Consider the following 24,173-nt stretch of genomic DNA (forward strand, 5'->3'; position numbering starts at 1 on the left):
GCACCCGGCCTCTCCGGTCTCACGCCCTTGTCGCTGCCCCTGTTTCGCACTGGCCGCGGTTGCGCGCTCCGGCCGGGCGCCCCGATCGGCTGTTTGGAGCAGGTGCGCGAGCGGAGCGTCCCGCACGAGCCGATGCTGGGCGTGTCCTGTCCCCCATCTGCCCGGGAATGATGATGCCGCTTCAGCGCCACCCTCGTCTGCGCCTGTGCCTGGTCACCGTGCTGGCCGCCGTCTCTGTCGGCAGCGGGACGATCCACCCGGCCGCCGCCGCTCCCGTGGACGGTTCCCGCGACCACCCGGACCAGTTGCAGCGACAGCTCGACCGGCTGGTCGCCGCTCCGGGCGGACCACCGGGAGCGGTGGTCCTCCTTCAGAGCGGGGACAAACGTCGCGTGCTGCGCGCCGGAGTCGCCGACCTGACGACCGGCCGCCCGATCGGACCCGGCGACCACACCCGGATCGCCAGCGCGAGCAAGGCCTACAGCGGCGCGGTGGCCCTGCATCTCGTCCAGCAGGGCGCGCTGGACCTCGACGACACCATCGGGACGAGACTGCCGCGCCTGCCCCGGGCCTGGGCGAAGGTGACGCTGCGACAACTGCTGCAGCACACCAGCGGTCTGCCCGACTACAGCCGGGATCCGGAGTTCCTGCGCCTGATCGCGGCCGACCCCCGACGGCACTTCGACTCGCGACGCCTGCTCGACTTCGTACGTGGCAAGCGTCTGCTGTTTCGTCCGGGCTCCCAGTACCGCTACTCGAACTCGGACAACATCGCCGTCGCCCTCATGGCCGAAGCGGTGACCGGCGAACGCTACGAAACACTGCTCCGCAAGATCGTCTACCGCCCCCTGGGCCTGCGCGAGACCAGCCTCCCGCAGGGGTACGAGATGGTGCGGCCCTTCATGCACGGCTACGACGTCGGCGAGGTCCCGCCGCTGGACGTCAGCGAGTTGATCGGCGCCTCCGGAGTGTGGGCCTCGGGCGGGATCATCGCCACGCCGCGGGACATGAACCGGTTCATCCGCGGCTACGCGAGCGGGTCACTGACCTCCCCGGCCGCACTGAGCGACCAGCGCCACTGGGTGGACGGTGCCTCCGAACCGGCAGGCCCCGGCCGCAACAAGGCGGGGCTGGGCATTTTCCGCTACACCACCCGGTGCGGAGTGGTGCTCGGGCACACCGGAAACACTCCCGGATACACCCAGCTGATGGCCGCGACCCCGGACGGCCGACGCTCCCTCACCGTCTCGCTCACCACCCAGATCAACCAGACCACGACCCCGGACCTGCTGCGGAAGCTCCGCACGATGGAGGAATCGGCCGTGTGCTCGCTGCTGCGCATGGGGTGACTGCCGGGACCGACTGGCGGGCCGGAGGCGTGCCGCCACGGTCGGGGTCAGGCCCGCAGGTAAGTGAGTACGGCCAGGACCCTGCGGTGGGTCCTGTCCGTCAGAGGCAGATCCAGCTTGGTGAGGATGTTGCCGATGTGCTTGCCGATCGAGGCGTCGGAAACCATCAGCCTCCTGGCGATCGCGCCGTTGGACTTGCCCTCGGCTATCAGTGCCAGTACTTCGCGTTCGCGGGGGGTGAGCCGCTCCAGCGGATCGGGGTGGCGGCGCAGCAACTGGCGCACCACCTCGGGGTCGATGACCGTCCCGCCGGTCGCCACCTTCCACAGCGCGTCCATGAACTCCTCGACCTGGCCGACCCGGTCCTTGAGCAGATAGCCGACGCCCGATCCGTCGCCGGAGTCCAGGAGTTCGGCAGCGTACGTCCGTTGCACGTACTGACTGAGGACCAGGACCGGCAGCGTGGGGTGCTTCTCGCGCAGCCGCACTGCCGCGTGCAGGCCCTCGTCCTGGAAACCGGGCGGCATGCGCACGTCCGTGACCACGATGTCGGGTGCATGCTCCTCGACCGCGGTGACCAGTGCCTGCGCGTCCCCGACGGCGGACACCACCTGGTGGCCGCAGCGGCCGAGGAGGCCGACGAGCCCTTCCCGCAGCAGCACACTGTCCTCGGCCAGCACTACGCGGAGCGATCGGCCGCCTTGGTCAACTCGCAAGAGAACTCCACACGCAACAGAGTCGGCCCACCCGGCGGACTGGTGAGGGCAAGTCTGCCATCCAGGACCGACACCCGGTCCGCGAGACCGGTGAGGCCGCTGCCCGCCGAGGCGTCCGCGCCGCCGCAGCCGTCGTCGCGCACCAAGAGGAACAGACGTCCGTCGCGATGACCGCCGCTCACCCGCGCGCGGTCGGCCCCACTGTGCTTGGCAACGTTGGCCAGCGCCTCGCAGACCACGAAGTACGCCGCGGACTCGACCGCCCGGGGCAGCCGGCCCGGCAGTTCGAGGTCGACGGCGACCGGGACCACGCAGCGGTCGGCGGCGTCGGCGACCGCGGCTTGAAGGCCGTAGTCCGTGAGGACCTTGGGGTGGATGCCGTGGATGAGTTCACGCAGCTCCGCGAGCGCCTCGCCCGCCTCCGCCTGGGCGTTGGCGAGCTGGTCGGCGAGCGGGCCGGGCGGTGCGTCCAGACGGGCCAGCCCGAGCGCCATCGTCAGGGCCACCAGGCGCTGTTGGGCGCCGTCATGGAGATCCCGCTCGATGCGGCGCCGCTCGGCCTCGAAGGCATCCACCAACCGGACGCGGGAGCGGGCCAGTTCGACCACCTTGACGCCGAGCTCGCCCTCACGGGAGGCGATCAGCAGTCGGGTCAGCTCGGCGCGGGCGCCTGCCATGACACCGAGTGCGTAGGCGCACAGGCCCAACAGGAGCAGGCCCAGTACGGCGACGCCGAAAGCGGTCGGCCAGGTGGTGACCGTCCACTGCTTGAGCACCTTCGCCTCGTGGCCGTCGCCGACGGTGGCCATCAGCAGCGGGGTCGCGACCATGGACAGCGGGCAGAGCAGGGCGACCGTGACCGCCAGGGCGTCGACGGGCCACAGGAGCCCGGCGAACAGCAGCGCGTACCCGAACTCCCGCCAAGTCGCCTGTTCGCACAGCCGGGTGGTCAGCCAGGGCCACAGTCCCGGCGCGGTCGGCACCTGGTGCCGACCTGACAGCGGGTCGCGGTCGATCAGGCGCAGCCGGTGCCGGTCCACCCACGCCACCGGGATCCCGCTGAGAGCGACCAGGACGAGCAGGGGCAGCCCCACCAGGACGATGGCGAGCGCGCCGCCGACCGCTGCCAGCGTCACGATCCCCACCAGGGCGGCGACGCCGGTCAGCGCGCCGGTGAGCAGATACGCGGCGGAGCGCCAGGGCCAGGCCGACAACAGGAAGCCCGGCCGGGACATGGCCTGCCACACGTTCCGAGGGTGCATGGGCATGACCGTAGGTGCTCCCGTCGCCCCGGTGCCATCGGCCCAGTGTCCGTATCGGGGGTATGCCTGGCACTACCCCATGTCTAGTTCTGGCCGTAGTGCGTCACGAGGGGCTTCCGCGGTTTCGTGGTGGCACCAATGAGGCAAGGAGCAGGCGCTGGTGGGGGAACACATGAGCAACGACGCGGTCCGACTGCGCTCCGTAACGCGGCGGTACGACTCGGGGGGCACGTCCGTCACCGCCCTCGACCAGGTATCGCTCGCCTTCCCGAGGGGGACGTTCACCGCCGTGATGGGCCCGTCCGGCTCGGGCAAGTCGACCCTGCTGCAGTGCGCCGCGGGCCTGGACCGGCCCACGTCGGGCTCGGTCACCGTGGGCGACACCGAGCTGACCGGGCTGAGCGAGACCAGGCTGACCCTGCTGCGCCGCGAGCGCATCGGCTTCGTGTTCCAGGCGTTCAACCTGCTGCCCGCGCTGACCGCCGAGCAGAACGTGGCCCTGCCGCTGCGGCTGGCGGGCCGCCGCCCGAAGAAGGGCCGGGTGCGCGAGGTGCTCCAACAGGTCGGACTCGGCGACCGGGCACGGCACCGGCCGACGGAGATGTCGGGCGGCCAGCAGCAGCGGGTTGCCCTGGCCCGCGCCCTGATCACCTGCCCCGACGTGCTGTTCGCCGATGAGCCGACCGGCGCGCTCGACTCGGGGACCGGCCGGGAGGTGCTGACCCTGCTGCGCGGCATGGTCGACCGGGACGGCCAGACGATCACCATGGTCACCCACGACCCCGTCGCCGCCTCCTACGCCGACCGCGTCGTCTTCCTCGTCGACGGCCGTGTCAACGGCGAGCTGATCCGCGCCTCCGCCGAGGACATCGCGGCGCGCATGGCCAGGCTGGAGGCCGTCCCGTGCTGAGCACCACCCTGCGTACCCTGCGCACCCGCTGGATCACCTTCGTCGGCGCCTTCGTCGCCCTTTCCCTGGGCGTGGCGCTGATCGCCGTCATGGGGCTGGCCCTGGCGTCCTCGCTGGACGCACCCGACCGGGGGCCGGAGCGGTTCGCCGCCGCGCCGGTCGTCGTCAAGGGCCAGGACACCCTCAAGGCGCCGACCTCGATCGGCGACCGCCCGAAGACGCTCGCGCAGCCGCGTCCCGTGCCCGACGACGCGGTCGCGAAGCTGCGGGACCTCGGGACCGTGGTCGAGGACCGGTCGTTCGCCGTGCGGGCGGTGGGCGCTCCCGCCGATCTGGTGGGCCACCCCTGGTCCACCGCCGCCTTCGCGCCGTACGAGCTCGACGCGGGACGCGCGCCCGAGGCGATGGACGAGGTCGTCGTCAGCGGTGACTGGGCCCGTCCGGGCACCCGGGTACGGACCGACGGCAGCACCGTGCGCGTCGTCGGTACCGTGACCGGGCTCGGCTTCGAGAACGCCGTGTTCTACACCGACGTCCGCGCCGCCGAACTGTCGCCGCGCAGCCTCCAACTCGTGGTCGACGCCGATGCGGTGGCCGTGCGCGAGGCGGTGCGCGGCAGCGAGGGCGTCCGGGTCCTCACCGGGGACGCGCGCCGGTACGCCGACGCCGACCCCGACCGGGACGCCGAGGCCCTCACCGCGATGAACGCCATGTTCGGCACGGCCGGCGGCGTCACCGGGTTCGTGTCGGTGTTCGTGGTGGCCTCGACCTTCGCGTTCGCCGTGGCCCAGCGACGCCGGGAGTTCGGGCTGCTGCGCACCGCCGGGGCGACCCCGGGGCAGCTCCGCCGCATGGTCGTCTCCGAGGCGCTCGTGGTCGGTGTGCTCGCCTCCGCCGCCGGCTGTGTACTCGGCTCCTACGGGGCTCCGAAGCTCGCTGAGTGGGCGGTCGACGAGAACCTGGCGCCGCGCTGGTTCACCATCGGCGACTACAACTGGCCCTACCAGATGGCGTTCTGGACAGGTCTGTTCGTGGCCCTGTGCGGTGTGACGGCCGCGTCCTGGCGGGCGGGGCACACCGGTCCCGCCGAGGCGCTGCGCGAAGCGTCCGTGGACACCCGGGCCATGACATGGGGCCGTTGGCTGTTCGGCGGCGCCCTGCTGATCGCCGCCGCGGTGACACTGGTCCTGGCCCTGGTGACCAACCCCGGCGAGCTGCTGCAACGCAAGACCTATGTGAGCCGGCCGATGCTGCTGATCACCGCGGTCGCGCTGCTCGCACCGGTGCTGGTGCGGCCACTGACCCGGGCGATCGCCTGGCTGCCGGCCCAACTGCCCGGCGCAGGCGGGATGCTGGTGCGGGAGAACGCCGCCGCCGGGGTGCGCCGCACCGCCGCCGTCGCCGCGCCCGTGCTGGTCACGGTCGCGCTGGCGGGCTCGTTGCTGGGCGCCACCGCCACTCTCGACGAGGCGCAGGCCACCGAGGTCCGCGAGCGGACGACGGCCGACTTCGTGGTCACCCCGGCGGGCGACGCCGGCTTCGACGACGCCACGCTGCAGCGGCTTCGGACCGTCTCCGGCGCCGAGGTCTCCCCGAGTTCGTCGAGCGCCGTGTACGTCCTGGAGGACGGCGTGGCCCTCATCAGGTCCGATGCCAGGGCCGTCGATCCGCAACCGCTCGCGGCGACGGCCCGTCTCCCGCTCGCCGCGGGGAAGGTGAGCGATCTGGACGACGACTCGATCATCGTCAACGAGGAGTGGGAGAAGCACGACGTGGGCGAGCGGGTGGACGTGTGGCTCGGCGACGGCACGAGGAAGTCCCTGAGGATCGCCGCGGTCATGACCGTCGGCACCGGCGACAACGGCGTCCTCGTCACCCCGCGCAACGCCCCCGCGGCGCCCGTCGACCGGGTCGACGTACGTCTGGCGGACGGTGCCGACACGGGCACCGTGGCCGCGGGTCTGCGTCAGGCGGTGCGGGCGTCGGGCGGGGAGGTCCTGACCGGAGACGCCTGGGTGCGCGCTACGTACCCCGAGTCCAACCGGACGACCCGGATGGGCTTCTTCCTGGTCCTCGGGATCGCCTTTCTCTACACCGGCATCTCGCTGGCCAACACGATGGTCATGGCGACCTCCGACCGGGAGCGCGAACTGGCCCTGCTGCGGCTGGCCGGCGCCACCAGGTGGCAGGTGCTGCGGCTGGTGGGCGCCGAGGCGCTGATGGTGGTCATGGTCGGGGGACTGCTGGGAGCGCTCGTCGCCGGCCTCAACCTCGTGGGCATGTGGAGCGCGCTGGGCCTGCTCTCGGTGCGGACGTCCATCGAGATCCCGTGGGCGGTGCTCGCGGCGGCCATGGGCGCCTGCGCGGTGCTCGCCGTGATCCCGGCGGTCGCTTCGGCCGGCCTTTCCCTGGGCCGAAGGGCGGTGGAACTGGCGGGCGTAGGCGAGTGAGCTGTGCCCCGGAGCCTGCGCGATGTCTTGACATGTTCCTGGCGCAGTGCCTCTATGGGAGCGCTCCCACGTTCCTTCCGATGCTCAGGTTTCTTGGCGCTCACTCCCTGGAGTCGCAGTGAGAACAACAAGAAGCACCACACGAGGCCCCATACGAAGCACCACACGGCGCACGACGCGTAGCACAACGAGAAGGACCCCCCGAAGCACAACGAGAAGCGCGACACGAAAGAGCCAGGTCGCCGCCCTCCTGACCCGACTGGTCACCCTCCTCGGGCTCGTCGCTCTCGGTGTCCTCGGTCCGGCGACGGCGCATGCCCAGTCACCGGGCGCCCTCGCCACCGGTCTTCACATCAGCGACGGCCGCCTGCTCGAAGGCAATGGCAACGACTTCATCATGCGTGGCGTCAACCACGCCCACACCTGGTACCCGGGCGAGACGCAGTCGCTGGCGGACGTCAAGGCGCTCGGTGCCAACACCGTCCGCGTCGTCCTCTCCAACGGTTACCGCTGGACCAAGAACAGTGCCGCGGACGTGGCCGGCGTCGTCAGTCAGTGCAAGGCCAACCGGCTCATCTGTGTCCTGGAGGTGCACGACACCACCGGATACGGCGAGGACGCCGCGGCCGGCACGCTCGACCAGGCGGCCGACTACTGGATCGGCCTCAAGGACGTACTGGTCGGCGAAGAGAACTACGTCATCGTCAACATCGGCAACGAGCCCTGGGGCAACACCGACCCGGCCGGCTGGACGGATCCCACGATCGCCGCGGTCAAGAAGCTCCGCAACGCCGGTTTCGGGCACACGATCATGGTGGACGCCCCCAACTGGGGCCAGGACTGGCAAGGCGTCATGCGGGCCAACGCCCAGTCCGTGTACGACGCCGACACCACCGGCAACCTGATCTTCTCGATCCACATGTACAGCGTCTACGACACCGCCCAGGAGATCACCGACTACCTGAACGCCTTCGTCAACGCCGGACTGCCCATCCTCATCGGTGAGTTCGGCGGGCCTCCCGACCAGTGGGGCGACCCTGACGAGGACACCATGATGGCGGCGGCCCAGCAGCTCAGGCTCGGCTATCTGGCCTGGAGTTGGAGCGGCAACACCGACCCGATCCTCGATCTGTCGATCGGCTTCGACCCCAGCCGGCTCAGCTCCTGGGGCCAGCGCATCTTCAACGGCGCCAACGGCATCGCCCAGACCTCCCGCGAAGCGACCGTGTTCGGCGGCGGCAACCCGGGGGACACCCAGGCCCCGACCGCCCCCGGAACCCCGACCGCCTCCGCGGTGACGGCCACCTCCCTCACCCTCGCCTGGACCGCCGCCACCGACAACGTCGGCGTCACCGGCTACGACGTCGTCCGCGTCGCCGGCGGCACCGAGACCACGGTCGCCGCCTCCACCACCAACACCGTCGCCGTGACAGGGCTGACCGCCGAGACCACGTACACCTTCGCCGTCTACGCCCGAGACGCGGCCGGGAACCGGTCGGCACGCTCGGCCACGGTGAACGTCACCACCGACGAGGGCGGCAGCACGCCCGGTGTGGGGTGCTCCGTCGGCTACCGGGTCGTCGGCGAGTGGCCGGGCGGCTTCCAGGGTGAGATCACCATCCGCAACACGGGCACCACCGCCATCAGCGGCTGGACGCTCGCCTTCGCGTTCGCCAACGGCCAGACCGTCACCAACATGTGGGGCGGGACCCCCGCCCAGAACGGCGGCGCGGTGAGCGTCACCCCCGCCTCCTACACCTCCACCGTCCCCGCAGCCGGCTCTGTCACCGTCGGCTTCACCGGCGGCAAGGGCGCCACCAACACCGCCCCGACCGCGTTCAGGCTCAACGGCACGACCTGTGCCACCACTTGACCCACCGGCCGTTCGCGCCGGTGGGGGCCGCCGACCCCCACCGGCCAGGCAGACCCGTACCCGGCCGAGGGCGGTCAGCCCGGCTTCTCGCCGGTCTCGCAGATCAGGCGGGCGATCTCGCGCAGTTTGATGTTGCGGTCCTGCGACGCCTTCTTGAGTACTTTGAAGGCCGTGTCCTCGGTCAGCCCGTGGCGCTCCATGAGGATGCCCATGGCCTCGCCGATCTCGTGCCGGGTCTCCAGGGCGTGGCCGAGCTGCTGATGCGTACGGGCCGCGGAGAAGGCAACGGCCGCGTGCGAGGCGAGGATCCAGCCGGCACGCTGAGCGGCCTCGTCGAAGGTGCCCGGCTGCCGGGAGTAGACGTTGAGGGCGCCGAGATCGTCGTCGTCGGTGAAGAGGAGAAAGCCCATCGCGCTTCCCATGCCCATCTTGTTCAGCTCTGGGGCGAAGTGCGGCCAGCGATCATGGGGTTCGCGCAGGTCCTGGATCGTGTAGACCTGCCGGCGGTCGGTCACGGCGTCGAAGCAGGGGCCTTCCCGCAGGTCCTGCTGGATCCGGTCAGCGCGGCGCACGAGGTCACTCGTCGCCGCCAGTGCGTGCACCTCACCCCGCCGCACGGTGAGGATGCCGGCGTGGTCACATCCGTTGATCAGGACCTTCGCGTGCTCCACGATGCGGTCCAAGGTGTCCTGCGCCGAGTCCTGGGCCAGCAGATCCCGCGCCATCTCCGCCAGGGCGACGGCGCACCGCTCCCAGACCTCGCCCGGCTCGTCCGCCATGGGTCACCCGCCTCCGTGGTCGAAGAGCCCCCGCCGCTCCACTGGGGGCCCATCTTGCCACCAGGGCGCCCCCACCGCGTCGTGCGGGCCCGACCCCGTCCGGCGGAGCGCGATCACGCCCGGGATTCCTGAGACACCCGCAGCTCGGTGGCGTCGATGTAGTCGTGGAGGACCTGGCGGGAGCGAGTGAGCGTGTCGATGTGCTCGTCCAGCCCCTGCAAACGAGCCCGAAGGGTGTCCAGGAGCTCGGGACAGGGTTCGAGGTCGGGGGCCGTGCCGGTGACGCAGGGCTGCAGGTATCCGATCTCCTCGGTCGACAGTCCCGCTTCGAGCAGTCTCCTGATCTGGGCCACGGTCAGTACGGCGTCGTCCGCGTACTCGCGATAGCCGCTGGTGCCGCGGCCGGGCTCCAGCAGCCCCTGGGCCTCGTAGTAACGCAGCTGATGCGTGCGGACCCCGGTCCGCCGGCTCAACTCCCCGATCAGCACGCCGATTCCCCCTTGACCTTCATACCGGTGTGAACGTTGACGATTCTGCCATGACCACCGATTCACCCAGGGGGAACACATGACACAGAAGCACGATGCCGACCGCACGCCCGTGGCGGTCATCGGACTGGGGCTGATGGGCCAGGCACTGGCCGGAGCGTTCCTGCGCGCCGGGCACCCCACGACCGTGTGGAACCGCACGGCGGCCAAGGCCGGACCACTGGTCGCACAGGGCGCGACCCTCGCGGACTCGATCGGCGACGCCGTCGCGGCCGGCCCACTCGTGGTCGTCTGCGTCTCGGACTACGACGCCGCGCACAAGCTCCTCGATCCGGTGGGCGAGCTCCTCGACGGCCGGGTCCTGGTGAACCTGACGTCGGGCACCTCGGCGCAGGCCCGTGAGACGGCCGAGTGGGCGGCGCGGCACGGCAGCAACTATCTCGACGGCGTGATCCTGGCCGTCCCTCCGGGCATCGGCACGGCCGACGCCATCGTCCTCTACAGCGGGCCCAGGGAGGCCTTCGACCTGCACGAGCCCGTACTGAGGAGCCTGGCCGAGACAACGACGTACCTGGGCGGCGACCACACCCTGTCGGCGCTGCACGACATGGCCGTGCTGGGCCTGATGTGGGGCGTCCTGAACGGATTCCTTCAGGGAGTCGCGCTGCTCGGTGCGGCAGGGGTCGAACCCGCGACGTTCGTCCCGCTCGTGCGGCGGGGAATCGGGATCGTGACCGACTGGCTGCCCGGCTACGCGCAGCAGATCGACGAGGGTACGTATCCGGCGCTCGACGCCACCCTCGACACCCACCGGGCCGCGATGGAGCACCTCGCCCACGAGAGCGAGTCCCGCGGTGTCAACGCCGACCTGCCCAGGTTCATCCAGGCCCTGGCCGACCGGGCCGTGGCCGACGGCCACGGAGGCGACGGCTACGCGGCGATGATCGAGCAGTTCCGCAAGCCCTCAGGAACGCGCTCATGACCGGGCGTCGGCCTCGTCCCGCCGGGAATAGCCGGACGGCGGTCGCGACTTGGCCCTGGACATGACCGCCACACCATTCGACCCACGCACACTGCTCGCGGAGAGCCGACTCGGCGTTCTCGCGACGATCAAGTCGGACGGCCGCCCCCAGCTGTCGCCCGTCATGCCCTTCTACGACCGGGAGGCCGATGTTCTCCACGTTTCGATGACCGAGGGACGAGCCAAGACGGCGAACCTGCGCAGGGACCCGCGAGCGGCACTGGAGGTCACCAGCCCTGACGGCGGGTCGTGGGCGACGGCCGAGGGCACGGTGACCCTGACCGGGCCGGGAACCGACCCCCACGGCCCGGAGGTCGAGGCGCTGGTCGACTACTACCGCCGCGCCGCGGGTGAGCACCCGGACTGGGACGAATACCGGTCGGTGATGGTGACCGACCGTAGAGTGCTCATGACGATGACGGTCACCCACGTGTACGGCGCCAGGATCCGCTGAAGGCGCCATGGCGAACCACCGGAGCGGGCTCCGGCGGTTCGCCCACTGCCCGAGCGCTCACCGCCGTAACGCGCTCACCGCTGTGACGCACGGGGCTTGAAACCGAGGGGCGTGGGCTTGAAACCGAGGAGTGGGAGTCCGTAACCGGGACACCCGTCGGTCACGAGGGGCCGGACGAGCGGCTTCGGAGGCTGCTCCGGAGCCGCTCCGGCCGCGTTGTCAGTGCCCTCCGCAACAATGCGGAGCAGCGAGAACGTCATCGTCCCGGCGATGCGTGATCGCACCCGTCCGACGAAAGGCCGCCCGTACATGACGCCCACCCCCCACCGCCGAGCCGTACCGCGCGCCCTGGACGGAGACCGCTGAAGATGCTCCGAGCCCTCCCGCGCACACCCGCTCCGCTCGGCCCCGGCGGTGCCGAGGTTCTGCGTCTCATCACGGTGCAGCGAGTTCCCGTCTGGCTGACCGTGCACGCCAACGGCCGTCGCCGGTACGGCTACTGGCAACCCCTCAGTTCCGGTGCCGGGCTCGGCGTCAGCCATGTGGCCCTGCCCACCGACGAGTGCGACGCGCTGCAGGCGGCGGGCCGGATCGTGCTGGGGGAACCGGTCGTGGACCCGGCGAAGACCACCTACCCCGTGCGTCCCGCGGTGCCGGGCGCCCCACCCGCGGCAGGCACACCGCGTCAGACCCGGCAGGCACTCACGGCCTGAACCGAGGGCCTCTCGCCACGTCGCGGCCGACCACGTCACGGCCTACCGGGGCGAGAGCGGTACGACGGCGGTGATGCGCTTCCCTCCGGTGTCGAGCTCCGAGATCGTGACGTCACGGGCGAGATGGCAGACGATCGGCCAGCCGTGGCCCCCTACCCGCATGAACCCCCGCTCGTCGATGTGGCGTGCCGATGTCGGCAGTTCCTGGCTGCGGTCGCTCACCGACAGACGTACGTCCCGGTCGTCCAGGGTCACCTCGAACCGGGTGACACCACCGCCGTGCAGCATCGCGTTGGTGGTGAGCTCCGAAGCGACGAGCAGGGCGTCGCCGACGGCCTCGTCACCGGCCACCGGGTCGGGATTGCGGGATCGTCGTGCGCCTTCGAAGGCGTGCCTGACCGCCTCGCGTACCTCGGCCGGGCTGCGTGGTCCCGGTGAACGAGGCCGGCCGGGGACCGTCACCGTGTCGATCGGGTGCGTCCGGTGCTCCCCGCACATTCTTTGCTCCTTCGCCTCGAAGACCTGAAAGACCTGAAAGACCTGAAAGCAGGCGGCCCGCCGCAAGCGCGCAGCGGACCCTGCGGAATGGATGATCGCCATCAGTGCCGGAATATGTGCTTCGTCTTTTCCTCGGCCTGACGGGCGTCACCCTCGGCCTGCTCCGTCCTGGCCCGTGCCTTCTGCTTCCTGGCCATTGCGGATCACGTCCTCACTGCTTCGACGTCGCGCTCTACCATTACGGCTGACCGGGGAAAGCCCGTCCAAACACGGGTGGGTCGAGAATTCGACGGGCTTCCCCCGAAGGGCCGAATCATTCCCGACCCGGAAAAGGATTCACCGAATTTCACAGAACGAGGAGACGTGAGCGATGGGGACCGCTGGGCACGTCCCGCAGACGCGGGACATGATCGGGGAGGAGCTGTCCGGTGACGAGGCGCTCACCGCGCTGCGGCGCTACGGGGGCCGTCGCCTGGTGATCGACGCGTTCTCCCGCTTCCGCTACGCCGACGGCTTCACCAGCGCACGCTCCCTCGCCTTCCAGGTGGTCCTGGGCATGGTGCCCTTCACCATCGCCCTGGTGGGCGTCGCCACCACCGTCCACACCGAGAGCGTCGGCCGGATCATCGAACTCACCCTCGGCCGGATCGTGCCCGGCGCCAGCGCCGACCTGGTCGAGGACGCCCTGGCCGAGACCGAGCGCAGCGCCGGCTCCGGGATCTGGAGCGCCCTGGCGATGTGGCTCGGCCTGGCCTTCGCCGTGCTCAACCTGGCCTCGGCCATGGGCCAGGTCGAAAGGGGCGCCAACCGCATCTACGGGATCGAGCGCGACCGTCCGCTCCTGGCCAAGTACGGCCGGTCCCTGCTGCTCGCCTTCGCCGCGGGCATGCCGATGGTCCTCGGCTTTCTCGTCCTGGTCGCCGGTGACGCGGTGGGGGAGTCGGTGGTCCAGGCCCTCGGCTGGTCGCGCGACAACCTCGGCTGGTGGGGGCCGCTCCAGGTGCCACTGGGCGTGGTGTTCGTCTGGGTCGCCTCGGCGGTGATCTTCCGCTGGGCTCCCCGCAGGGACCAGCCGGGCTACACCTGGCTCGCCTTCGGCTCGGCGGTCCATCTGGTGCTGTGGGTCGCGGCCACCTGGCTGTTGGCGCTCTACGTCGCCGGCAGCGGATCCTTCGGCGCCGTGTACGGACCGCTCACCGCCTTCGTCGCCCTGCTGCTGTGGGCGAACCTCACCGGAGTCGCGCTCTTCCTCGGTGTCGCCTTCGCCGCTCAGCTGGAAGCGGCCCGCGCCGGAATCACCGAACCCGTGAAACCGGACCCGGGCCCCGGTCTCTGAGCCCTGCCCACGAGCCCGACCCGAGAGTCCGGCACCCTCAGTGCCCCGGCACCACACACACGGCGTCCAGGCCCAGCACATGGTTGAGCCGCCCGAACGCCAGCCAGGAGCCGAGACTCATGGTCAACTCCACGATCTCGGTCTGGCTGTAGTGCGCGGCCATCCGGCCCCAGAACTCCTCGTCGAGTCCGTGGTGATCCAGGGCGTACCGCTCCGCGTACTCGGCGGCCAGCCGCGTGCGCTCGTCGAAGACGTCGGTCGTGCGCCACCGCACCACCGCGTCGGCGAACTCCGCCTCGACCTTCTGTCCGTCCCGCTCGGTCCGCCAGTCGAGGCAGAAGAGGCAGCCGTTGATCTGCGCGATCCGAAGCCGCGCGGCCTCGAACTCACGCAGCCCCAGGGTCGTACGGGAGTAGACGGACAGCGAGAACTTCGCGGCGGCGGGCCCGATGCCCGGGACCATCTCGCCCCACACGTACTCGATCGGGTCCTTGCCCTCGGGAATGTCGATGTTCATCCGGAACTCCTTCGTCTACGTTCCCGGCTTCGTCCGCGTTCCCGGCTCGGCCGGGGCGGAGGCGCGTCCTTGGGACGCCGGCGGGGGAGCGGCGCCGGCGTCACTTGCTTCCGAGCCGCCCCAGCCTGCCGACCGCCGGGCGCAGGGGGACGTCGAGCGCGTCGTACAGTCCGGGCTCCGCGTCCACGAGCCAGTCGATCGCGCCGACCAGCCGGCCGACCGCGGTGGCGTTCCCGCCCGCGGACCGGTTCTCGCCCTCGTCGGTCGCCTCGACGGTGATCTCGATACGCGGGCGGCCCTCGATGATCACGCGGTGCGCCCCGTCGCCGCCCGGCGGCGACGGCCAGTCCGGCGCGCAGGACGGGTGGATCCGGGTGACGTGCTCGATGACGAGCCGCGGTTCACCTTTCACGAAGCCCTGCACCTCGAACCGCACCGCGCCCTGGGTGCCGGCCTCGAACTCGCCCATCGTGCGGGTGCTCACCGTGGCGGCGAGCGCACGTCGCTGCAAGGTCTCGCGGATCTCGTCGAGTTCGACACCGAGGGCCCTGGCCATCAGCCGCAGCTGCCCGCCCCACACCATGGTCGGGACCGACGGGGCGAGCATCAGGGGCTCGTAGTCCATGGGGTGGCCCATGCCGACCAGGTTCCGTACGGACTCCTCCTGCTCGTATGTGGAGTAGTCGAAGATCTCCTGACAGCGGACGGCGTCGACGACCGTGCCGAGCCCGCTCATCAGCAGGGGCAGTACGTCGTTGCCCCAGCCGGGGTCGACGCCGGACACGAACAGTGATCCTCCGCCGTCGGCTATGGCGGCGAGGACGGGTTCCCGGAACTCGGGCGGGGCGTTGCGCTGGTCGTATAGCGGGTACAGCGCGGGGGTGACGACGACGGCACCCGCCCGGACCGCGGCGCCGATGTCGGCCAGGGCCTCGTCCGGCCGGATGTCGCCAGACGCCGCGTACACGACGGCCCCGGGCCCGTCGGCCAGTACCGCTTCGATGTCGTTCGTCGCCGCGATCCCCAGACCGCGGTCGAGGCCGCCGAGTTCGCCCGCGTCGCGGCCGACCTTCTCAGGGCTGTGGACGATCACGGCCGTGAGATCGAGCGCCGGGTGGGCCTCGACCGCACGGATGGCCGCGCGGCCGACGTTGCCGGTACCCCAGACCACCGTGGAAATCATGCGCGGAGAGTAACTTGACGGATCGTCAGTTGCCAGAGTCCCGCGCGGTCCTCCCGGCGTGCGGGGCTCGCGCGCCGTCGGGTCCGGTGATCCGTTGCCCAGGGTGCTCCCGGAGGGGCGGGTCAGCCGTTGCCATATGAGTGTGCCGTGATAGTCTTGATCCAGTTGCAATTGTAGTTCCCGCACACTTCAAGTGGCTCGGATGATTACATATCGCCGGGCGCTTTTGTATTTCCGGCGCTCTTTCCGGACGGGTTCATTGCGGCGACGCAGGGGTTCACACAGTGCGGACCCCCGGGTACTGCCCCGAAGGGGAAATGACATGGCTACTGGAACCGTCAAGTGGTTCAACTCGGAAAAGGGCTTCGGCTTCATCGAGCAGGAGGGCGGCGGCCCCGACGTCTTCGCCCACTACTCGAACATCGCCACCCAGGGCTTTCGTGAGCTCCAGGAGGGCCAGAAGGTGAACTTCGACATCACCCAGGGTCAGAAGGGCCCGCAGGCGGAGAACATCACGCCTGCCTGACGTCGAATCGTACGAGGCAGCTGGGGTCCCACCTCGCGGTGGGGCCCCAGTTTGCTGATTCTCCAGAGGGGTCCCGACCCGGACCTCCTTCTTGTGTCACATCGCTGCGGCCGGTTCCTTTTCCGGTCCCGCACCCGGCTCGTTCTTGCAATTCGTTCGGCTCGTGTCCGCCGAGAATTCCTCGATACGTGCCCTATCGAGGAAGGTTCCTTCATGAACCGTTCAGCTCGCACGAACGACGGTTACTCCAAGGGCCGCAAGGACGGCTTCGGCGGTTCCGGCCGGGGCGGCCGTGCCCGCCCGCAGAGCCAGGGGCGGCCCGTCACCCGGTCGGGTGGCGGCGGACGCAGGCCCGCCGCGGTGCAGGGCGAGTTCACGCCGCCGACCACCGTCACCCCGGGCCTTCCCGCGGTGGCGACCTTCGGTGAACTGGGCCTCCCCGCCGAGCTGCTGGACACGCTCACCCGTCTCGGCGTGACCGAGCCGTTCCCGATCCAGGCCGCCACGCTGCCGAACTCCCTCGTGGGCCGTGACGTCCTCGGCCGCGGGCGCACCGGCTCCGGTAAGACGCTCGCCTTCGGCCTGGCACTCCTCGTGCGCCTGGCCGGGCGGCGTGCCGAGCCCCGGAAGCCGCTGGCGATGATCCTCGTTCCCACCCGCGAGCTGGCCCAGCAGGTCACCGACGCGCTGACCCCGTACGCCCGGCCGCTCAAGCTGCGGCTGGCCACCGTGGTCGGCGGGATGTCGATCGGCCGGCAGGCCGGGGCGCTGCGGGCCGGTGCCGAGGTCGTCGTCGCGACCCCGGGCCGACTCATGGACCTCGTAGAGCGCAAGGACTGCCGCCTGGACCGGGTGGAGATCACGGTCCTGGACGAGGCGGACCAGATGGCCGACATGGGCTTCATGCCCCAGGTCACCGAGCTGCTCGACCAGGTACGGCCCGACGGTCAGCGGATGCTGTTCTCGGCCACCCTGGACCGCAACATCGACCTCCTCGTCCGGCGCTACCTCCACGACCCGGTGGTCCACTCGGTCGACCCGTCGGCGGGCACGGTCACCACGATGGAGCACCACGTGCTGTACGTGCACGGCGCGGACAAGCACGCCGCCGCCACGGAGATCGCCGCCCGGGACGGCCGGGTGCTGATGTTCCTGGACACCAAGCACGCCGTTGACCAGTTCACCCGGCATCTGCTGGGCAGCGGGGTGCGGGCCGCGGCGCTGCACGGCGGCAAGTCGCAGCCCCAGCGCACCCGAACCCTGGCCCAGTTCAAGGACGGCCAGGTCACGGTGCTGGTGGCGACCAACGTCGCGGCCCGAGGCATCCACATCGACGACCTCGACCTTGTGGTCAACGTGGACCCGCCCGCCGACCACAAGGACTACCTGCACCGCGGAGGCCGTACGGCCCGTGCCGGGGAGTCCGGCAGCGTCGTCACGCTGGTGCTGCCCAACCAGCGCCGTGACATGACCCGTCTGATGTCCGACGCCCGGATCAGGCCGCAGATCACCCAGGTCCGCTCGGGAGAGGCCGAGCTGAGCCGCATCACCGGTGCTCAGGCGCCCTCCGGGATCCCCGTCAACGGAAGCGCGCCGGTCACTGAGCGCCCCCCGCGCGGCGGTACCCCCTTCCGCGGCATGGGCACCCGCCCGGGACGTGCCGGTGGCGAGTCCCGCCGGTCCGCCGAAGCCCGGCAGACGGCCGAGGCCCGCAAGGCCGCCCGGGTCCGTCGCGGCGCCTAGACCGGGCGCGAGCCGGTTCCCGAGTGGCGGCGGGCGCGGAGATCCACCATTTTGGTCCCAGATGCGATCATGTTGGCCACATCGGGGAAGTCGAGTCTCATGAGCGATTCAGAGTTTCCGCCCGAAGACCGGCCCGTGGATCTCTATCTCGACCTGTTGCGCGTGCGTATGGCGCCGTCGGACTACGCGGTGCTGCTCCGCATGGTCGAACCAGTGCTGGAGGCGATGCAGGAGCAACGAGCTGGGCCGATCGAGTTGAGTCTGGAAGGCGAGGACGGCGCCAGCGTCTCGCAGGAGGTCCGCGACGAGGCGTCCCTCGTCGTGGCCGTCGCCGTCACGGGACGGCTGGACAACCAGATCGTCGAGATCGAGACCGAGGAGGTCGGTCCCGTCAGGGTCGTCACGGACTCCGGCACCGCGGCCGATCCGGCCAGGTGCCAGGAGATCGCCGACTTCATCGGCGAACGACACCGCCAGGACGAGGAGCTGCGCGGCATCGCGGAGGTGAGCGGCCTGCCCACCGATGTCTGACCCCCGCAGCGGCCCCGGGACCCGTCCGGGGCCGGCGCACGACGGTGAGGCCCGGGACGACGGCACCGGGGCGTACCTGTGCCAGACGCGTCACACAGCACGCGTTCCCGCCGTGCCCCGGACAGGGCCCTGCGATGCTTTCGCGCGTGTCGATCACCTCGTCCGAGCCGGAGCCGATCACGCCCGACGCCCCGGTCGCACTCCGGCGACCCCTGCTCACTCAGCAGTGGCTGGACCTCACCTTCGTGCACTGGGCCGTGGATCCGGCGGCCGTGGCGGGACTGCTGCCGGACGGCACCGTTCCCGACACCGTGGACGGCGTCACCTACGTCGGGCTGGTCGCGTTCCGGATGCACAAGGTGGGCTGGCTGCGCCTGCCGGGAGTGCCGTACCTCGGCTCCTTCCCGGAGACCAACGTGCGCCTGTACTCGGTGGACTCGCACGGCCGGCGCGGTGTGGTCTTCCGCTCCATGGACGCCTCCCGGCTCCTGCCGGTGGTCATGGGGCGCCTCGTGTTCCGGCTGCCGTACGTGTGGTCCCGTATGTCCGTGCGGACCGGCGAGGACACCGTCGGCTACGCCAGCGCGAGGCGGGTGCCGGGACCGCGCGGTGCGTACAGCCGGCTCGTCGTCAGGCCCGGGGAGCGCATAACCGCGCCGACCGGGCTTGAGCACTTCCTCACCGCCCGGTGGGGCATGCACAACCCGTTCTTCGGCGACGCCGGCTTTCTGCCGAACGACCATCCACGCTGGCCGCTGCACCGGGCGACGCTGGTCGAGTGCGAGGAGAACCTCGTCGCGTCGGCCGGGCTGCCTGCGCCGACCGGAGAACCGGTGAGCGTGCTGTACTCCCCGGGGGTCCCCGTGCGTCTCGGGCGCCCTGTCCCTCCGCCGCGCGGATGAGCCCCGTACGGCTGTCGTCCGCCCGGGAAGTGCCGTCACTCAGCGGTGGCGCCCCGACTCCGGGCGGCGTGCGGTGAGCAGCAGCGCTATGTCGTCGGGGCGGTCGGCGACGTGCCGGGCCTTGGCCGTGAGCCGGTCGGCGACGGCGGCCAGCGAACGGCCGCCGGGGCGGGCGGCGGGGGAACCGGCCCGGGCCAGGGCCACGCGCAGCGCGGTGATGCCCTCGTCGATGTCGACGCCGGGCCGCTCGACCAGCCCGTCCGTGTAGAGCGCGAGGATCGCGCCGGGCTCCAGCTGCAGCTCCGTCACCGGGTACTGGGCGTGCGCGTCGACGCCGAGCACGACACCGCCGGGGATGTCCAGGACGTGGGTGCGGCCGTCCGGGAAGCGCAGGATCGGCGGAGGATGCCCGGCGCGGGCGACCCGGGCCAGACCGGTGAGGGGGTCCAGGCGGATGTAGCAACAGCTGGCGAACAGGCCGGGATCGAGGTCGATCAGGAGCCGGTTGGTGCCGCTGAGGACCTCGTCTGGCGGATGGTCGCCGAGCGCGAAGGCCCTTACGGCACTGCGCAGTTGACCCATGGTGGCGGCGGCCTGGACGCCGTGTCCCTGGACGTCGCCGATGACCAGGGCGAGGCCGTCCCCGGACTCGACGACGTCGTACCAGTCGCCGCCCACGTCCATTCCCTGGGTGCCCGCCAGATAGCGCCCGACGGTCTCCACGCGCGGATGGCCCGACAGGCGCCGGGGAAGGAGCGCCTGCTGGAGACCGCGGGCGAGCGCCGCCTCGGTGTCGTAGCGGTGTGCCTTCTCCATGGCGTGGGCGATCAGCCCGGCGAGGGCGGTGAGCACCGTGCGTTCCTCGGTGCTGAAGTCGCGGGGACGGTCGAAGCCCAGAATGCACGAGCCGACGGGGCGTCCGGAGGCGATGAGGGGCAGGAAGGCACGGGCTCCTTCCGTCGCGTCGAGCGGGATGCCGGGATAGGCGGCCGTGAGCTGGTGCATCGACTCGAAGAAGAGCGGCTTGCCGGTGGTGAGGGTCTCCACGCCGGGCAGCCGGGTGTCGAGACCGACCCCGTCGAACGGTGCGAGGAATCCCTTGGGGAAGCCCGATTCCCAGGCCAGGTACAGATGCCGGTCCTGCAGCAGGTAGATGGCGAGCCGACGGCCGCCGAACGCCGGCAGCAGTTCCTGCATCACGACCGCGGACACCTGATGGGCGGTGACCGCCTCGGTCAGCGCGATCGCGAGGATGATCGGGCGGTACAGCGGGGCCATCGAGGTGACCGCGGCCGGGGAACCGTCGGCCGGAGGCGCGTCCGCCGATACGTCCGCCCCGGGTCGCGGTGCCGGCTCGGGAGGCGGGTTCGCCATACGGTCGGCCGGAACGAGCTTGCAGGTCATGATGTCGGGACCCGGATAGACGGAGAGCGAGAACCAGTCACCTCCCTGCGGATCCGCGAGGGGCTTGTCCTCGTCCTGGAGCGGTCGTACGACGTGGCAGTGCACCGGATGCGGTGACATCAGGGCTTCCCGCAGGTGGTCCTCGTAGGCGGGCCGGTCCAGCCACGGCACCGCCTCCCACAGGATGCGGCCCACAAGCTCGGACCGCGGCCGGCCCAGGAGCTCCGCCGCCCGCGGATTGGCGTAGACGATCAGGCCCAGCCGGTCGAGGCAGAACACGCCCTCCGGGAGCAGGTCCGCCGCCTTGTCGGCCGCCGAGCCGACGTCCGGATCGAGGACGATGCCGCGGACCGGGTGCCCTCCGGGTGGGACGGACGCGTCGTGCGGGGTCCAGAGCTCCAGCAGCCGAAGAGTGCCGTCGACGGCGTGCACGTGCAGCGGCAGCGGCGGCGGTCTCCCCGCTGCCGTCTCCCGCAGGGCGGCCAGGATCTGATGGGAGTCGGCGGCGGCCACGGCGTCAGCGAGCGCCTGCGGGGTGTCGGCGGACTGTCCCGGCGCCACCCCGAGCAGGGCACGCAGCCGGTTGTCGGCGGTCACGACATCCGTTGCCGGATCCCAGGTGAAACGCCCGATGGGTGCGGCAGGGGGTCCTGCGGCCGGTGGCCGGACACACAGCGGTTCGTCGTCCCAGGCGACCGGAGACCCGTTCCTGTCCTCCAGGCTCCGCAGAGCCACGCCCAGATCCTCGGCCAGCTGCGCCATGCGGTCACGGTCGGGCAGCACGGTGGTGGCGTCCGACGTCGAGGGGCGCAGGAGGGTCAGTACGCCGTAGACCGTGGACCCGCCGACCACGGGCACGTACACGGACCCGAACTGGAACGGCAGGCCCGCCGCGAACTGGGGGTAGCGGCGCATCGTCTCCGTGGCGTCCGGGAGCACCACCTGGACGCCCAGCCGGTAGGCGTCCGCGACGGGGAACCGGCGGTCGACGTGCAGGCGCCACCAGGGGCGGAACAGCGGCCCGGGCAGTCCCGAGAGCACGGCCAGCCGCAGGAGCCCGGGCGTGCTGGACCGCAGGTACACGCCTCCCGCGAAGGCGTCGGCCGCGCCGATGGCCTCCGCCGTGATCCCGGTCAGCAGCGCGGCCAGGCGTCCGGGCGTCCGGGTGTCGTGCTCGGCTCTCCCAGTCATCGGCCCTACCTCGTCCGTGCGCCGCCGAGTGGCTGACACAGCAAGAATGCGCCACGATCGCCTCCGCCTGCACCCGGGCGGGCAACTCCGTGTGAATCCGAGGAGGGTACCGGCGCCAGGGCGCCCAAAACCGTGACCGTCAGCCGGCGGGCGACTACCGTCCGGCAGGTTCGGGGTTCGGCCCACGCCCGCCGGCGACCGGGCCGACGGGCGTGGGCCCGGCCCGTGTCAGGCCGCCGGTCGCACCAGGCCGGACTCGTAGGCGAAGACCACTGCCTGGACGCGGGCGTGGGCGCCGATCTTGGCGAGGATGTTGCTGACGTGGGTTTTCACGGTGGTCGGGGCGATGGACAGGCGCTCGGCGATCTCGGCGTTGGACCAGCCGGAGGCGACGGCGGTGAGGACGTCGCGTTCCCGCCCGGTGAGGGTGCCGAGTCCGGCTTCCCCTTCGAGAGGGTGGGCGGGGCGCTGCTGACGGACCGTGTCGATGAGCGTGCGGGTCAGGCCGGGAGTGATCACGGCATCTCCCGCGGCCACGATGCGGACGGCCGCGGTCAGCTCGTCGGGAGTGGCGTCCTGGAGAAGGAATCCGGCCGCTCCGGCGCGCAGGGCGGCGTAGGCGCTTCTCTCCCGGCCGGCGGATGTCAGGACGAGTACGCGCGGGCGCTGCCCACCGGCTCCGGTGAGTTCGGAAACCAGTGGGAGGAGGGAGGGGTGGGCGATACGGCGGATGGTGGCGATGCCGTCCGTGTCGGAGACGTTGCTGTCCAACAGGACGACGTCGGGGCGGAGTTCGGCGCTGAGACGAACCGCCTCGGCCCCGGTCGCGGCTTCGCCGGCGACGGTCAGGTCGGGTTCGGCGGCCAGCAGCATCCGCAGACCGAGCCGCTGCAGGGACTGGTCGTTCACGATGAGTACGGAGGTCATGGCAGGCGTTCTCCATGGGGAGGGACGATGGGCGGCGTCCTCGCCGGGGACATGCGCGGAGCCCTGAACGAAACTGTTTCGTTCACCTCTATGCCTCAGGGTAGCCCTGCCCGCTATCGAGACGGCACCGTTTTCGTTGTGGTCTGGCTCACTCCTCGCCCTCAGGTCGTGGCCGGCCTGTTCGAGCGGCACTTCATCAGCGGCTGGACGCGTGTACCGAAGGTCTCGATGCCTTCGAGGAAGTCGTCGAAGACCAGCATGATCCCCTTGGTGCCTTCGACCCCGGCGACCTCGTCGAGCATCCTCGCGACGGTCTCGTACGAGCCGACGAGCGTGCCCATGTTGAAGTTCACCGCCCCCTCGGGCAGCGAGATGGTCCGGGCGGTCGAGGAGTCGTCGGCGGCCGTGTCCGTGGCCGATTCACCCGCCATGTACGCCAGCGCGGCCAGGTCGGCGTTGTCGTGGTAGTCCTGCCACCTCGCCCGGGCCGCCTCGTCGGTCTCGTCCGCGATGACCATGAAGAGGGAGAGCGCCCCGACGTCACGGGCCGTGCCGCGAGCCAGGTCCACGAGCGAGGCCGTGGTGTCCGAGAGCGCGAGCGGAGTGTTCACACCGCTGCCCAGGACGAAGTTGTACTCGGCGTGCTCGGCGGCGAACCTCATCCCCGTGCCGCTCTGACCCGCGGCGACGATGTCGATGTGCCCGTTCGCCGGCCGCGGTGACAGGACGCAGTCGTCCATCTCGTAGAACTCGCCCTTGAAGTTGCTGACGCCCTCGCTCCACAGCTCCTTCATCACGGTGACGTACTCGGCGGCTCGGGCGTAGCGGTTGCCGAAGTGCTCGTCGCCGGGCCACAGACCCATCTGCGCGTACTCCCCGGGCGCCCAGCCCGTGACGATGTTGACGCCGAAGCGGCCGGGGGCGATCGAGTCGACCGTCACGGCCATGCGCGCGACGATCGCCGGGGGCAGCGCGAGGATCGGTGTGGAGGCGTACAGCTTGATCCGGTCGGTGACGGCGGCCAGGCCGGCCATCAAGGTGAACGACTCCAGGTTGTGGTCCCAGAACCCGGTCTCGCCGCCGAACCCCTTCAGTTTGATCATCGACAGGGCGAAGTCGAACCCGTGCTCCTCGGCCTTCAGTACCACGGCCTTGTTCAGCTCGAAGCTCGGCAGGTACTGCGGGGAGCTCTTCGATATGAGCCAGCCGTTGTTGCCGATGGGGATGAAGACGCCGATGTCCATGCCGCTCCTCGTGTGTCGCCGTGACCGGAGGACTGCCCGCGGCGATGGGGCGTTACACGGGGTGCGGGATTGCCGGACCGGCCATGGTCGCGAGAGGCAACTCGGCCTGAAGCGGCGGGTGTTGAAGATCGGGTAAGGGAGGGTGGAGGCGAAGGT

At 70.9% G+C, this 24,173-nt stretch carries 22 protein-coding genes; 12 read left to right on the forward strand and 10 right to left on the reverse strand.

Features of this window, described 5'->3' with window-relative positions; all coding sequences use genetic code 11:
* The first annotated feature begins 173 nt into the window (after positions 1-173).
* Entirely contained in the window at positions 174-1,349 is a 1,176-nt protein-coding gene (locus ACH4YP_RS34940) for a serine hydrolase domain-containing protein (RefSeq protein ID WP_361056565.1), read from the forward strand.
* A gap of 47 nt (positions 1,350-1,396) precedes the next feature.
* Here ACH4YP_RS34940 and ACH4YP_RS34945 read toward each other — a convergent pair whose 3' ends face one another.
* Together ACH4YP_RS34945 and ACH4YP_RS34950 are read right to left on the reverse strand one after the other, a co-directional pair.
* Entirely contained in the window at positions 1,397-2,029 is a 633-nt protein-coding gene (locus ACH4YP_RS34945; protein WP_361056568.1) for a response regulator transcription factor, read from the reverse strand.
* On the reverse strand, positions 2,029-3,300 hold the full coding sequence (locus ACH4YP_RS34950) for a sensor histidine kinase (protein ID WP_398494919.1): 1,272 nt from the start codon (positions 3,298-3,300) through the stop codon (positions 2,029-2,031). The genes ACH4YP_RS34945 and ACH4YP_RS34950 overlap by 1 nt, the downstream gene beginning before the upstream one ends.
* A gap of 199 nt (positions 3,301-3,499) precedes the next feature.
* On the opposite strand from ACH4YP_RS34950, the gene ACH4YP_RS34955 reads away from it, so the two are divergent.
* From ACH4YP_RS34955 to ACH4YP_RS34965, 3 genes are all read left to right on the forward strand, one after another.
* On the forward strand, positions 3,500-4,237 hold the full coding sequence (locus ACH4YP_RS34955) for an ABC transporter ATP-binding protein (RefSeq protein WP_398494872.1): 738 nt from the start codon (positions 3,500-3,502) through the stop codon (positions 4,235-4,237).
* The gene (locus tag ACH4YP_RS34960; RefSeq protein WP_398494874.1) at positions 4,231-6,687 is read left to right on the forward strand and encodes an FtsX-like permease family protein; all 2,457 of its coding nucleotides are present in this window, start codon (positions 4,231-4,233) and stop codon (positions 6,685-6,687) included. The genes ACH4YP_RS34955 and ACH4YP_RS34960 overlap by 7 nt, the downstream gene beginning before the upstream one ends.
* A 250-nt stretch (positions 6,688-6,937) precedes the next feature.
* Positions 6,938-8,560 carry a cellulase family glycosylhydrolase gene (locus ACH4YP_RS34965; protein WP_361056574.1) on the forward strand — a complete coding sequence of 541 codons (1,623 nt, stop codon included), beginning with the start codon at positions 6,938-6,940 and terminating at the stop codon, positions 8,558-8,560.
* Positions 8,561-8,634: 74 nt separating this feature from the next.
* Here the strand turns inward: ACH4YP_RS34965 and ACH4YP_RS34970 are convergent, their stop codons facing one another.
* Both ACH4YP_RS34970 and ACH4YP_RS34975 read right to left on the reverse strand, forming a co-directional pair.
* Entirely contained in the window at positions 8,635-9,339 is a 705-nt protein-coding gene (locus ACH4YP_RS34970; RefSeq protein ID WP_398494876.1) for a GAF and ANTAR domain-containing protein, read from the reverse strand.
* Between the two features lie 113 nt (positions 9,340-9,452).
* Positions 9,453-9,827: a MerR family transcriptional regulator gene (locus ACH4YP_RS34975; protein WP_361056488.1), complete on the reverse strand. Its 375-nt coding sequence runs from the start codon at positions 9,825-9,827 to the stop codon at positions 9,453-9,455.
* A gap of 79 nt (positions 9,828-9,906) precedes the next feature.
* Between ACH4YP_RS34975 and ACH4YP_RS34980 the strand changes: the two genes are divergently transcribed.
* The 3 genes from ACH4YP_RS34980 (at position 9,907) to ACH4YP_RS34990 (ending at position 12,015) form a co-directional block, all read left to right on the forward strand.
* Positions 9,907-10,809, forward strand: coding sequence for an NAD(P)-dependent oxidoreductase (locus ACH4YP_RS34980; protein WP_361056491.1), 903 nt, complete (start codon positions 9,907-9,909; stop codon positions 10,807-10,809).
* Positions 10,810-10,870: 61 nt separating this feature from the next.
* Positions 10,871-11,302: a PPOX class F420-dependent oxidoreductase gene (locus tag ACH4YP_RS34985; protein ID WP_361056494.1), complete on the forward strand. Its 432-nt coding sequence runs from the start codon at positions 10,871-10,873 to the stop codon at positions 11,300-11,302.
* 368 nt (positions 11,303-11,670) lie between these two features.
* Positions 11,671-12,015 carry a hypothetical protein gene (locus tag ACH4YP_RS34990; protein WP_361056496.1) on the forward strand — a complete coding sequence of 115 codons (345 nt, stop codon included), beginning with the start codon at positions 11,671-11,673 and terminating at the stop codon, positions 12,013-12,015.
* Positions 12,016-12,057: 42 nt separating this feature from the next.
* On the opposite strand, the gene ACH4YP_RS34995 is transcribed toward ACH4YP_RS34990, so the two are convergent.
* Positions 12,058-12,513: an ATP-binding protein gene (locus tag ACH4YP_RS34995; protein WP_361056499.1), complete on the reverse strand. Its 456-nt coding sequence runs from the start codon at positions 12,511-12,513 to the stop codon at positions 12,058-12,060.
* Between the two features lie 370 nt (positions 12,514-12,883).
* Between ACH4YP_RS34995 and ACH4YP_RS35000 the strand changes: the two genes are divergently transcribed.
* Positions 12,884-13,849, forward strand: coding sequence for a YihY/virulence factor BrkB family protein (locus tag ACH4YP_RS35000; RefSeq protein WP_361056502.1), 966 nt, complete (start codon positions 12,884-12,886; stop codon positions 13,847-13,849).
* A gap of 37 nt (positions 13,850-13,886) precedes the next feature.
* On the opposite strand, the gene ACH4YP_RS35005 is transcribed toward ACH4YP_RS35000, so the two are convergent.
* Positions 13,887-14,366 (reverse strand): carboxymuconolactone decarboxylase family protein, encoded by a 480-nt coding sequence (locus ACH4YP_RS35005; RefSeq protein ID WP_361056505.1) that lies wholly within the window; start codon positions 14,364-14,366, stop codon positions 13,887-13,889.
* A 100-nt stretch (positions 14,367-14,466) separates the two neighbouring features.
* The gene (locus tag ACH4YP_RS35010; protein ID WP_361056508.1) at positions 14,467-15,549 is read right to left on the reverse strand and encodes a dihydrodipicolinate reductase; all 1,083 of its coding nucleotides are present in this window, start codon (positions 15,547-15,549) and stop codon (positions 14,467-14,469) included.
* A gap of 322 nt (positions 15,550-15,871) precedes the next feature.
* Here ACH4YP_RS35010 and ACH4YP_RS35015 point away from each other — a divergent pair, with 322 nt between their 5' ends.
* The 4 genes from ACH4YP_RS35015 (at position 15,872) to ACH4YP_RS35030 (ending at position 19,251) form a co-directional block, all read left to right on the forward strand.
* Positions 15,872-16,075, forward strand: a complete 204-nt coding sequence (locus ACH4YP_RS35015; protein WP_055614959.1) for a cold-shock protein — start codon at positions 15,872-15,874, stop codon at positions 16,073-16,075.
* Between the two features lie 213 nt (positions 16,076-16,288).
* Complete coding sequence (locus tag ACH4YP_RS35020) at positions 16,289-17,818, forward strand: DEAD/DEAH box helicase (protein ID WP_398494881.1); 1,530 nt, start codon at positions 16,289-16,291, stop codon at positions 17,816-17,818.
* Positions 17,819-17,917: 99 nt separating this feature from the next.
* Positions 17,918-18,349: a hypothetical protein gene (locus tag ACH4YP_RS35025; RefSeq protein WP_055614957.1), complete on the forward strand. Its 432-nt coding sequence runs from the start codon at positions 17,918-17,920 to the stop codon at positions 18,347-18,349.
* A gap of 146 nt (positions 18,350-18,495) precedes the next feature.
* A complete protein-coding gene (locus ACH4YP_RS35030) occupies positions 18,496-19,251 on the forward strand; it encodes a DUF2071 domain-containing protein (protein WP_361056515.1) in 756 nt (251 codons plus the stop codon).
* A gap of 39 nt (positions 19,252-19,290) precedes the next feature.
* Here the strand turns inward: ACH4YP_RS35030 and ACH4YP_RS35035 are convergent, their stop codons facing one another.
* The 3 genes from ACH4YP_RS35035 to rutA all read right to left on the reverse strand — a co-directional run bounded on the left by ACH4YP_RS35035 (position 19,291) and on the right by rutA (position 24,017).
* On the reverse strand, positions 19,291-21,846 hold the full coding sequence (locus ACH4YP_RS35035) for a SpoIIE family protein phosphatase (RefSeq protein WP_361056518.1): 2,556 nt from the start codon (positions 21,844-21,846) through the stop codon (positions 19,291-19,293).
* 228 nt (positions 21,847-22,074) lie between these two features.
* Positions 22,075-22,773: a response regulator transcription factor gene (locus ACH4YP_RS35040; RefSeq protein WP_361056521.1), complete on the reverse strand. Its 699-nt coding sequence runs from the start codon at positions 22,771-22,773 to the stop codon at positions 22,075-22,077.
* Positions 22,774-22,934: 161 nt separating this feature from the next.
* Positions 22,935-24,017 carry a pyrimidine utilization protein A gene (gene rutA / locus ACH4YP_RS35045; protein ID WP_361056524.1) on the reverse strand — a complete coding sequence of 361 codons (1,083 nt, stop codon included), beginning with the start codon at positions 24,015-24,017 and terminating at the stop codon, positions 22,935-22,937.
* Between the last annotated feature and the right edge of the window lie 156 nt (positions 24,018-24,173).

It is taken from the genome of Streptomyces sp. NPDC020747 (assembly GCF_044334695.1).
Classification (GTDB): domain Bacteria; phylum Actinomycetota; class Actinomycetes; order Streptomycetales; family Streptomycetaceae; genus Streptomyces.